Annotated in this window: 9 protein-coding genes and 1 pseudogene; 6 read left to right on the forward strand and 4 right to left on the reverse strand. The window is 43.8% G+C overall.

Annotation, left to right across the window (positions count from 1 at the left end):
* Positions 1 to 37 precede the first annotated feature (37 nt).
* The 4 genes from KPL72_RS20845 to KPL72_RS20860 are packed head-to-tail and all read left to right on the forward strand — an operon-like array spanning position 38 to position 4,021.
* Positions 38 to 1,891, forward strand: a complete 1,854-nt coding sequence (locus tag KPL72_RS20845; protein ID WP_219704323.1) for a feruloyl-CoA synthase — start codon at positions 38 to 40, stop codon at positions 1,889 to 1,891.
* Between the two features lie 11 nt (positions 1,892 to 1,902).
* Complete coding sequence (locus KPL72_RS20850) at positions 1,903 to 2,319, forward strand: acyl-CoA thioesterase (RefSeq protein ID WP_219704324.1); 417 nt, start codon at positions 1,903 to 1,905, stop codon at positions 2,317 to 2,319.
* A gap of 20 nt (positions 2,320 to 2,339) precedes the next feature.
* Complete coding sequence (locus tag KPL72_RS20855; RefSeq protein WP_219704325.1) at positions 2,340 to 3,089, forward strand: electron transfer flavoprotein subunit beta/FixA family protein; 750 nt, start codon at positions 2,340 to 2,342, stop codon at positions 3,087 to 3,089.
* Complete coding sequence (locus KPL72_RS20860; RefSeq protein ID WP_219704326.1) at positions 3,089 to 4,021, forward strand: electron transfer flavoprotein subunit alpha/FixB family protein; 933 nt, start codon at positions 3,089 to 3,091, stop codon at positions 4,019 to 4,021. Before KPL72_RS20855 ends, KPL72_RS20860 begins: the two co-directional genes overlap by 1 nt.
* A gap of 93 nt (positions 4,022 to 4,114) precedes the next feature.
* Here KPL72_RS20860 and KPL72_RS21410 read toward each other — a convergent pair whose 3' ends face one another.
* Entirely contained in the window at positions 4,115 to 4,240 is a 126-nt protein-coding gene (locus tag KPL72_RS21410; RefSeq protein ID WP_283248036.1) for a hypothetical protein, read from the reverse strand.
* Between the two features lie 301 nt (positions 4,241 to 4,541).
* Between KPL72_RS21410 and KPL72_RS20865 the strand changes: the two genes are divergently transcribed.
* Positions 4,542 to 5,996, forward strand: a complete 1,455-nt coding sequence (locus tag KPL72_RS20865) for a TrkH family potassium uptake protein (RefSeq protein ID WP_219704327.1) — start codon at positions 4,542 to 4,544, stop codon at positions 5,994 to 5,996.
* Between the two features lie 91 nt (positions 5,997 to 6,087).
* Here KPL72_RS20865 and KPL72_RS20870 read toward each other — a convergent pair whose 3' ends face one another.
* A complete protein-coding gene (locus KPL72_RS20870; protein WP_219704328.1) occupies positions 6,088 to 8,415 on the reverse strand; it encodes an FdhF/YdeP family oxidoreductase in 2,328 nt (775 codons plus the stop codon).
* The gene (fdhD, locus tag KPL72_RS20875; protein ID WP_219704329.1) at positions 8,408 to 9,286 is read right to left on the reverse strand and encodes a formate dehydrogenase accessory sulfurtransferase FdhD; all 879 of its coding nucleotides are present in this window, start codon (positions 9,284 to 9,286) and stop codon (positions 8,408 to 8,410) included. The genes KPL72_RS20870 and fdhD overlap by 8 nt, the downstream gene beginning before the upstream one ends.
* A gap of 423 nt (positions 9,287 to 9,709) precedes the next feature.
* Between fdhD and KPL72_RS20880 the strand changes: the two genes are divergently transcribed.
* The gene (locus KPL72_RS20880) at positions 9,710 to 11,158 is read left to right on the forward strand and encodes a peptidoglycan DD-metalloendopeptidase family protein (RefSeq protein ID WP_219704330.1); all 1,449 of its coding nucleotides are present in this window, start codon (positions 9,710 to 9,712) and stop codon (positions 11,156 to 11,158) included.
* 116 nt (positions 11,159 to 11,274) lie between these two features.
* Here the strand turns inward: KPL72_RS20880 and KPL72_RS20885 are convergent.
* A pseudogene (locus tag KPL72_RS20885) lies at positions 11,275 to 11,748 on the reverse strand (TRAP transporter permease); the annotation flags it as partial.

Here is an 11,748-nt window from a genome sequence, read left to right on the forward strand (position 1 = left end):
GCCCTGAAGGGCAAAAGATGAGAGTGGGAGCAAAAATATGAAAGGTGAATTCCATCCAATTAAGGTTGTGGCACATCCTATCCACATTGAAAATCGTGAAGGTGGAGTGCAAATCATCAATAGCCAAAAAGCGTTAGATGACTATGCGCGCTGCTGGACAGATCAACTTGAATATTGGGCCGCAAAAACACCCGATCGAATATTTGTTGCGCAGCGTGATGAGCAAGGTGACTGGCAGGAAGTGACCTACGCACAAGCGGTAACCCGAGTACGCAAAATTGCATCTTGGTTAATAACTCAGCCAGTTTCTGCTGAGCGTCCTATCGTTTTTTTATGTGGCAACAGTGTAGAGCATTTGATGCTTGCTTTAGCTGGCATGTATGTGGGTGTTGCTCATTCGCCCTTGTCGCCTGCTTATTCTCTTATCGCGACAGATTATTCTAAGCTGCAAGGTATTGTGGATATTTTGACACCCGGCATGATTGTAGTGGATGAGTTGGCACCTTATGAAAAGGCAATTAAAGCGGTTTGCCAAGATACGGAAATTCCCGTAGTGGTGATCAAAGGGGATACCAAGGCACAACAAATTGACAATCCAATTGTGGCTTTTCAATCCTTTTGGGACTTTCCTGAGTCGGCTTTGATTGATGAAATGAACGAGCAAGTGAATGGCGACACGATTGCCAAAGTGCTTTTCACCTCAGGTACCACAGGGATGCCAAAAGGGGTGATTAATACTCAGCGTATGATTTGTGCTAATCAGGTGATGATTCATCAAGTTATGCAGTTTTTGAAAGACCAGCCGCCTATTATGGTGGACTGGCTTCCTTGGAACCATACCTTTGGTGGTAATCATAATATAGGAATTGCCTTGTACAACGGCGGTAGTTTGTATCTTGATGATGGTAAACCGACAGAAAAACTGTTCGCTAAGACTTTACAGAATTTAGCTGAGATTTCTCCAACTGTGTATTTCAACGTGCCAAAAGGCTTTGAACTGCTGGTTAAAAACTTAAAGGCAGATACCGAATTAGCCGAGAAGTTTTTTTCGCGATTGCAGTTTACTTTCTTTGCAGCTGCAGGCTTAGCTCAGCATATTTGGGATGATTTGGATGCCTTGGCGATTCAGTATACTGGCAAGAAAATCCCTATGGTCACAGGGCTAGGCTGTACCGAAACAGCGCCGTCAGCGACTTTTGCTTCTGTTGAAGAATCAACTTCTGGTGTTATTGGTGTTCCTGCGCCTGGTGTGTCTATCAAGCTGGTTCCAAACGAAGGTAAGTTAGAAGCGCGTGTGAAAGCTGAAACCGTGATGCCGGGTTACTGGCGTCAACCAGAATTGACCGCAAAAGCGTTTGATGAAGAAGGCTATTATTGCTTAGGCGATGCGATAGCATATCTTGATGAAAATGAACCGCAGCGAGGCTTCCGTTTTGACGGGCGTGTATCGGAAGACTTTAAACTCGATAGTGGTACTTGGGTGAGCGCTGGGACATTGCGTGCCAAGTTCATCAGTGCCTTTGCGCCATTTGTACAAGATGTTGTCTTATGTGGTACGAACCGTGGCTACATCAGTGCATTGATTTTTCCTGATTGGGCTCATTGTCAGGCGATTCTTCCTCATGATTTGGTGGAGACGAACGAGCAAATCATTGCCCATTCCGCCCTTCGAGATGCTTTTAAGCAAAAATTAGTCGAGTTCGCGAGAAACAGTACTGGTAGCTCGACGGTCGTTCAACGTATTTTGTTGCAAGCTGTGCCACCGAGTATTGATGCAAATGAAATTACTGATAAAGGTTCGATGAATCAGCGTGCGGTGCAAGCTCATAGAGAAGACCAAATTGAGCTTTTGTATCAAGAGCCTCTTTCTGATTTGGTTATCAGTTTATAAGGAAGAGCGTCATGTTTAACAATGAGCGCCAAGTACAAATTGAGTGGGGTGACTGCGACCCCGCCGATATTGTTTTTTACCCGCGTTATTTTGCCTATTTTGATGCATCGACAGGGGCCTTGTTTGCAGCCATGGGTTATACGCTAAGACATATACGAGATGAACTGCAGGCTGTTGGTTTTCCAATGGTAGATACTCGTTCGCAGTTTTTTAAACCTTCTAAGTTCGGCGATAAGGTGATTATCAAGAGTGAAATTACTGACGTTGGTCGTGCCAGCTTTGGGATTCGCCATCAGCTTTTTAATGGCGGTGACTTAGCGGTTGAATGCACGGAAAAACGTGTCTGGGCCTGTCATAATGCAGAAGGTGTTCTTAAAGCCAAGCCAATCCCAGATGACATCAGAGCCAAAATGTTGAGTCACGGTTAAACAGAAAGGTCAGTGAAAGAATGAAAATTTTAGTAGGTGTTAAACGCGTCATTGATTACAACGTTAAGGTTCGTGTTAAAGCTGATCAAAGCAATGTGGATTTAACCAATGTCAAAATGGCGATGAATCCATTTTGTGAAATTGCTGTTGAAGAAGCGGTTCGCCTGAAAGAAGCTGGCGTGGCATCTGAAGTGATCGTGATGAGTGTCGGTACGACGCAAAGCCAAGAGCAACTTCGTAATGCCTTGGCGTTAGGCGCTGACCGTGCCATTTGGGTTGAAGCTGAAAGCGACATTGAGCCTTTAAATGTCGCCAAAGCCTTTGCCGCAGTCGTTGAAAAAGAGCAACCTGGATTGGTGATTCTTGGCAAGCAGTCGATTGATTCTGATAACAATCAAATGGGACAGATGTTAGCGGCCTTGACTAAACGTCCACAGGGAACCTTTGCTTCTAAGCTTGTTATCGACGGTGATAAAGCGCTTGTTACTCGTGAAATCGATGGCGGGCTACGTACTGTTGCCCTGACATTGCCTGCGATTGTAACGACGGATCTACGTCTTAATGAGCCTCGCTATGCCAAATTACCCGATATTATGAAGGCTAAACGTAAACCACTCGATACTTTATCCTTGGCAGACTTGGGCGTAACGCCAAAGTCTCATTACCGATTAGATAAAGTGGAAGCGCCTTCAACTCGTAGTGCGGGCATTAAAGTGGCGTCGGTGGATGAATTGATCAGTAAATTGAAAGACGAAGCGAAGGTGATCTAATGACGACTTTATTAATAGCAGAGCATAATTCCAGTACGCTTTCGTCTGCTACTTTATGCGCCTTGACGGCCGCTCAAGCCATTGGCAATGACATCCATGTGCTGGTGGTAGGTAAAAATGTTGAGTCCGTTGCCGATGAGGCGGCGAGTCTTTCTGGTGTTGCTAAGGTGCTCTGTGCCAATGCGGATGTTTATGAATATGCCTTGGCTGAGCCAATGGGCGATTTGATAGTGTATTTAGCTGCAAACTATTCGCACATTATTGCGCCGTCCAATTCAGAGTCAAAAGACTTCATGCCAAGAGTGGCCGCTTTATTAGATGTTGGCCAAATGTCTGATATTTGTGCTGTATTGAGTGCAGATCAATTTAAACGCCCGATCTATGCTGGCAATGCTATTGCAACGGTAACGGCTTTGGATGCCAAAAAAGTCATTACAGTACGGGCGTCTTCTTTTGATAAAAACGCTCAACAGAATGATCAGAAGTGTCCTGTTGAAACGATCGATTTTGTGGCTGAGAGTGTTTTGTCTAGTTGGCAATCTGACGACATTACTGAGTCAGAAAGACCAGATCTTTCCAGTGCGAGCCGCATTGTGTCAGGTGGTCGTGGAGTCGGCAGTGGCGAGAACTTTGCCTTGGTTGAGGCGTTAGCCGATAAACTAGGCGCAGCGGTTGGTGCATCTCGTGCGGCAGTGGATGCGGGTTTTGTCTCGAATGATTTGCAAGTTGGTCAAACAGGTAAAATTGTGGCGCCGGATTTGTACATGGCATTTGGTATTTCTGGCGCTATTCAGCATTTGGCGGGTATGAAAGATTCCAAAGTCATTGTGGCAGTAAACAAAGATGAGGACGCGCCTATTTTCCAAGTAGCGGACTATGGCTTGGTAGGCGATCTTTTTACGATTATTCCTGAGATGGTGGGCAAACTCTAGAGGAGGATTGCCGAAAGTGAATATGACGGTCTAACATCGCTAGACCGTCAATAATAAATTTGGTGACTTTAACCGAGTCTTGGCTCGGTTTTTTTATTTACTTGAGTTAGTTTGAGAGCAAAGTTCAATGACACGTTTGCCGCTGATAAGCAAAAAGCAGCAAACCGTAGTTGCTAGCGCAGCAAGATGAAAGAAATCAACAAGTAACATGTTTTCCATAAAAATTTCCTTTTGTCTGTTGTTGCTCGAGATCTTTGTTCGTTGCATAGTGCAAGGTCTCGATTCATTGTTATTTTGTTTAATAAAAGCACAGGATGCGCAATTCGTCCATACTGTTTACAAAAATGTGTTTTTAAGCGTATTTTTTTGCGGTAATGAAAAGTTTTGAATTTGGCTGTATTGACTTATAGTGTGCGTCAGGATTCATTGCTTGCCTCTATCCTGTAGCTCTAGTGAACTATTTCCTCTATTTAAAGATTATTTATACCGTGCAGATTGTTTATAGGAGTCGTGACGACTCATGATTCGCCCATTATTGATTATGCGCTTGCTGACGATGCCGTGTTTATGGATGAGTGTGGTGCAGTTTGTATTCGGTGAGTTGTCCTTTATGTTCTTTAAAGACGATGTTGGGCGTGCTTTTGCGACGCCAGCCTTGATTACTTTTACCGTTTCTCTGATTATTTTACTGGGTTTTAAAAAACACCCTTTACCTTCAGTGAATACTCGTGAAGCTATGCTATTTGCTACCTTAACTTGGTTGGCTGTCGGTGTGTTGGGAGCCATTCCTATCATATCGATTACACATGTTTCCTTTACTGATGGTGTGTTTGAATCCATTAGTGCATTAACGACCACAGGTGCAACCGTGTTGTCTGGTTTAGATGATATGGCGCCAACTTTTTTGATGTATCGACAGTTTTTGCAATGGATGGGTGGGCTTGGTGTCGTGATCTTTGTGGTAGCCATTCTTCCAATGCTGAACATTGGTGGCATGCGTTTATTAAAAGCAGAAACGCCAGGACCGATTAAAGACGATAAACTTTCTCCTCGCATGTCTAGTACGACCCATTATTTATGGATGGTGTATCTTGCTATTACGGGGTTGTGCGCATTGAGTTATTACTTTGCTGGCATGTCAGCGTTTGATGCTATTGGTCACAGTTTTACTACAGTATCGACTGGCGGATTTTCAACTCATGATGCCAGCATGGGCTATTTTAAAAGCCCGTTAATCTTGTGGATTTGTAATCTTTTTATGGTGTTGGGTGCGGTCAATTTTGCCCTGCATTATCGTATTTATATTGCTCGCAGCATTAAGTTGTACTGGAAAGACGAAGAGACGCGTGGCTTTCTGAAGATCATTACGTTTGTGGCGTTGTTACTGGCTTTGTTTCTTTTCCAGACAGGTTCAGAGGACGGGCTTTGGGTTTCTATCACACAGTCTTTTTTTCATGTGATTTCATTTATTACCAGCACGGGATTCGCAGCAACGGACTTTGGTGCCTGGCCTGCTGTGACTTCGATCGTATTGATTTTTGTTGGTTATATTGGCGGTTGTGCGGGATCGACAGCGGGCGGTAATAAGGTCATTCGAAATATTATTTCGTTGAAGTCAATCTCTTTGGAATTAAAACGCTTAGTGCATCCAAATGGTGTCTTTGCGATGAAATTTCAGGGACGAACCATCAGTGCGGATGTACGTCATTCTGTGATGGGTTTTATGTGTCTTGCTGCTATGGTCACGGTTTTATTTACTGTATTGCTGATGATGACGGGTATGAGTTTTATGGCATCTTTGAGCGCGACGGCAGCTTGCTTGAATGTGCTTGGGCCGGGATTTGCTGAGCTGGGTAGTAACTTTTCTCCGCTAAGCGACACAGGTACTTGGTTGATGAGTTTTGCTATGATCTTGGGGCGTTTAGAATACTTTACTGTATTGGTGCTTTTCTTCCCAGTCATGTGGCGTCATTGATTAGTATTTGATCGTTTTGATAGATAGTAAGAGCAAAAAGGGCAAATATCTCAGCGATATTTGCCCTTTTTGGGTCTTGCCTAACGATAAACTAAAGCGTTGCTACAGCAATGCCGTTGCTTTCTTCTTCATATGCTTCTAGTTCTATCGCAATACTTTTTGAAGTTGGTGTATTGCTGAATTCCCCATGGCTGTCTAGCGGTACTAATGGGTTAGTCTCTGGGTAGTAAGCGGCAATGTTGCCTGCTGGAATACTATAAGGAACTAACTTGAAACCGCTAACTTTTCGCTCCACACCATCATCCCAAATTGAACGTAGTGTGACGCTTTGTCCTTCTTCAAAGCCGAGACGTTGTATATCCGCAGGGTTGATAAACACCACCTTACGTTCGCCTTTAATGCCACGGTATCGGTCGTTCATACCATAAATTGTGGTGTTGTATTGGTCATGCGAACGCAGGGTTTGCATGATGAGCGTTTTGTCTGACAGTAAATCTTGCGCACGCTTCGGCAGAATAGATTCAGGCAATACATGAGTATGGCAAATGGCTTTGCCGGCTGGTGTTTTCCAGTTTCTTTCGCGCGCGCTGTTGCCTAGGTAGAAGCCACCATCTTGTAAAATACGCTGGTTGAAGTCATTGAAGCCGGGGACAACGGCAGCAATGTGCTCACGAATTAGATCGTAATCGCTGACCACTTCGTTCCAATCAATAGGGAAGTTGCCTAGTGTCGCAGCGGCGATTCCTGCGACGATGGCTGGTTCAGACTTTTGCTCCTTGCTTAACGGTTCTAATACGCCACCAGAAGCATGAATCATGCTGAAAGAATCTTCTACCGTGACTTTTTGCTGACCTTTCGCTTGATGGTCTATGTCGGTACGACCAAGACAAGGCAATATAATCGCCTCAGTGCCTGTAATAAGGTGAGAGCGGTTTAGTTTAGTACTGATCTGTACCGTGAGCTGACATTGTTTTAATGCCAGCTCTGTGGCTTGTGTATCTGGAGTCGCAGCGGCGAAGTTACCACCTAGAGCAATAAAGACGCCGACTTTGCCATCACGCATGGCTCGAATTGTGTCAACAACGGCCAAACCATGCTCTTGTGGTGGCGTGAAATTAAAGCGTTTTTCCAAGGCATCAAGGAAAGCCTGAGAAGGGCGTTCATTAATGCCCATGGTTCTATCGCCTTGCACATTACTGTGGCCGCGAACAGGACAAACCCCTGCGCCTGGTTTGCCCAAGTTGCCACGAAGCGCCATTAAGTTGACCATCTCATGAATGGTAGCAACCGAATGATGATGCTGAGTGATGCCCATTGCCCAGGTTAGAATAACGCTTTCCGCTTTGGCATAGACGTTGGCGGCGTGAGTGATGTCTTCTTTGCTTAGACCTGACTGAGTGACGATGTCTTGCCAAGATGTTTGTTTAACTTGTTCAAGGTAGGCATCTAAACCTTGAGTGTGTTCTTTGATGAAGTCATGATCAAAAACAGCTTTGCCTTGTTGTTGCGCTGCTTCTTCTAAATCGATAAGCACTTTGACCATGCCACGAACCACAGCCATATCTCCGCCGATTTTAGGGCAGAAGTAACCAGTATTAGTTGGCTTGGAGCCATTGGTGAGCATTTCAATTGGGCTTTGTGGGTTTTGGAAGCGTTCCAAACCACGCTCGTGTAGCGTATTGAAACTTAATAATTGTGCGCCTCGTTGTACCACTTCTTTTAGTGTTTCCAACATGCGAGGATGGTTTGTTCCTGGGTTTTGACCAAAAACAAAGATGGCATCAGCGTGTTCAAAATCGTCAATTTCAACCGTACCTTTGCCAATACCAATACTGCTAGTTAGGGCATAACCACTGGCTTCGTGGCACATGTTTGAGCAATCTGGAAAGTTGTTAGTGCCGTAAGCACGAGCAAAAAGCTGATACAAGAACGCAGCTTCATTACTTGCTCGTCCAGACGTATAAAAGGCGACATTATCTGGATTGGTTTGTTGTTTTAATGTATCGCCGATTTGCTTATAAGCCTGTTCCCAAGAAATGGCTTCGTAGTGATCGGTTTCTCGGTTATAGCGCATGGGCTCAGTGAGGCGGCCTTGATATTCAAGGAAATAGTCGCTTTGAGTATTTAGCCAAGTCACACTGTGTTCTGCCATGAAAGCAGCGTCGACTTTTCGAGACGTGGCTTCCCAGTTAACCGCTTTCGCTCCGTTTTCGCAGAAACGGATTTTAGCTGGATCGTGTTTTTCACCCCAAGCGCAACCCGGGCAATCAAAGCCATGGGGCTGATTGGTTTTTAATAAGGTGTGAATATTGCGTACTGCGTTTTCACTTTTTAGCCAATGTTTTGTGGTGCTCTGCAATGCACCCCAGCCACCAGCAGGTCCTTTATATGGCGTGTAAAAGTCAGTTTTTTTACTCATCGTTTGTTCCTTTTTGCTGGGCTGAAGACGCGAATAGTCGTGGCGCGTCTTGCTTGGGTAAATGAATTAATGTTAATCCGTAATGCTGAGCTAGCTTGACGGCAAGTGTGCTTGGAGACGCTAAGTGGATTAGCCTAGAAAGTCCGACTCGTACTGCTTTCTGAACCAGTTCTGTACTGCATCGACTCGACATCAAAACGCTGTAATTATGTAAGTTTATATCCTGTTGTAGCGCATAGCCAATTACCTTATCTAGGGCATTGTGTCGGCCAATGTCTTCCATACAAAAAATGGGTTCACCTTCGGGAGATATCAGTAAGGCAGCATGAACCGCTCCCGTTTTGTTGCCCAATATTTGGTATTCGGATAATTGTGATCTTAATGCGATTAAACTAGCTTCGTCTATTGCTTGGCTAGGCTGAAGCTTGGGCAGTGTTGGAATAGCTTGAGTTAAGGATTCTACTCCGCATAAACCGCAGCCAGTCGCACCAAGGTGTGTTTGTCTTCTTTGTTTGAATTGAGAAAATCGACGTGGACTTAGCTCTAAATTGATCGCAACACTGTCTATGTCTGGTTGTGTTTTTGTGAGCTGGACCGCAATGTCTCGGATATCATTTATATGTTCAATAATGCCTTCGCTGCGAGCAAAACCGATCACAAAAGCTTCTAAATGCACTGGTGTTACCATCATGATGGCGTAAGAAATGTCATTGATGCTGATGGCAAGCGGCATTTCTTCGACAAGTTCGGCCGATTCTAATGATTCCTGTTTGAGTCGAGTATCTGGCTGCATGATATCTTTTTGTAAGACATCACAGCGGCCAAATGTTTGACGTCTGTGACTGGTAAAAGAAATAGGTGAATGCTGCATGATAGTTGGATCAGTTAATAAATAAGATGTGCTTATAGTACGGAGAGAGGCTAAAAGCGTCCAATGATTTTGCGCTAAGAAAGAGCATGAAAACGACATGAACTTTGAATAGATAGTGTTTGTTTAAAAAAGACGCAAGTAGGAGTGCCCCTTTCAGGGACTAAGTATTTATTTAGACCTCAAAATGCCGTATTCTACCTCGAAAAATTAAGCATCAAAAATCCTTTCCGTATTGGTTGTGTAAAACAGTAGGTTAAAAGGGTATGGACTGTGATTATTTGCAGTTCAACAGTGGCAAGGAAAAAGCACATGCTACAAAGTGTGGTTCTGTTTTTGTCATAGATCGAGAACTTGTTCAACCTTGATGTTGGCATTTAGTTAAGTTCTCAGTGGACCACTTTTTGTTTTAATGAGTTTTTATTTATGCAGTTTATTAAACGCCTCTCGAACTGGGCTTTCTCTGGCCCGCGAGCTTGGTTATCCATTATCTTTGTTGTTTTTATCGTTTTGTTGTTTGTCTATAAGTCTCTTGTATCGCCAACAAATAATCTTAAAGAATATGCGTTACCTAGTATTGCTAAGAATGGTGCAGCGAAGAGCGGCACCGCTAACACTGCGGATCAGAAAAACGCGGAAACCCCTTCCGATAGCTTGAATACGGATGAAGATAATAACTACGACTCGCTGGTTACGACTAATCCTCTGCAAAACGTAGAGAAAGTCACTGCCGCTATTCCTCCTATTGAATACGTTATTAAGTCTGGAGATACCTTAGAGCGCATTTTTGCTCGTTTAGGTTTGTCCCGTGAATCCTTGTATGCGGTATTGGAAGCAGATCAAGAGTTCCTTGTGCTTGAGCCTTTGCAGCCCAATGATAAGTTTACTTTTAAATTGGATGAAAATGGCGACCTTGTGAAGATGACTCGCCGCATAGATATTAGTAAAAGTGTTTCTTATGTTCAGCATGATGGTGGAGGATTTAGTTATGAAGAAAATATTAAGCCCATCACTTACAAGCAAGAAGCCGTACACAGCAAGATAAAGGGAAACTTTTATCTATCAGCCAAAAAAGCTGGATTATCAGATACAAATATTTTAATTATTAACGATGTGCTAAAAGGCCGAGTGAATTTCCGTAAAGACCTTAGAGCAGGCGATGACTTTAATATTATTGTCAAAAAAGGCAGTATCGGTGATGTGAAGGTAGGTGAAGATCAACTAGAAGCGCTTGAAATAACAGTAAGAGGCCAGAAATACAGTGCTTTTTTACATTCAGACGGGCGCTTTTATGATCGTGATGGCAATAGCTTAACGCCTTCTTTGTTGCGCTGGCCGACTCGCAAGCAGTATCGAATTAGTTCACCTTTTAATGCCAATCGATTACATCCTATTACGGGACGTCCAGCACCGCATAATGGTGTAGATTTAGCAGCCCCTTCAGGTACAGAAGTGTTAGCGACAGGAGATGGTATTGTTACTCGTGTTGCCTCGCATAAATATGCAGGCAAATACGTTGTCATTGATTACACCGGTCCTTACAGTTCACGCTTTTTGCACTTGAGCAAAATATTGGTGAAAAAAGGCCAAAAGGTTAAACGTGGCCAAGTGATTGCTTTGTCAGGTAATACTGGCCGCACAACGGGTGCCCATTTGCATTATGAATTGCATATACGAGGTCGCCCAGTTAATCCTATGACGGCGGAAATTCCTACCACTCAATCCATTCCTAAGGGTGAGAAAAAAGAATACGCCAGTAATGTTAAACGCTGGGTAGGAATGATGGAAAGCGCTCAGGCTGCAGACTCAGCTAAAAATACAGGGGTTGAATCAGATTCAGAACCAGCGTCTGAATTGGATGCGGCTGTAAATTAACAGTTGTTTTTAGACTGACATATAAAATATAAAAAGGGCGCTTCTTCCAATGAAGAGACGCCCTTTTTTTGTGTTTTTTTGCTTAGTAGTCTTTGTAGCTAAAGACCAAAGATTGATTACATGCTTTTCTTATAGGATTTGTTGCCCATAATGAACAGCGCTAAGAAAATCACTAGGCCAATACAATTAATCCAAAGCGGTAGATGTGGCCATAGCATCATCACAGAAGCGACTAACGCAATGAAGCGGGAAGCTATTGATAACTTATCTTCTAGGTAACCTTCCATCGCTCCAACTAACGCGTACATACCAAAGATGGCAAAGAAAGACAGACGTAATAATGTTTCCGAATCACCGCCAATTAACGGAGTGTAGGCCATTAATAGCGGAACGATATACAAACCTTTCGCCAGTTTCCACGCTGTTAAACCCGTTAGCATCGGCGGTGTTTTTGCAATGGCTGCCGCAGCGAAAGCGGTTAAGCATACTGGTGGAGTCACATTACTGTCTTGTGAAAGCCAAAAGATGATCATATGCGCTGTGACTAAAATCATTGCAACACTCTGAGCGCCTAGGGCTTGATCCATTAA

The organism is Marinomonas lutimaris, from assembly GCF_019426345.1.
Taxonomy (GTDB): Bacteria; Pseudomonadota; Gammaproteobacteria; order Pseudomonadales; family Marinomonadaceae; genus Marinomonas; species Marinomonas lutimaris.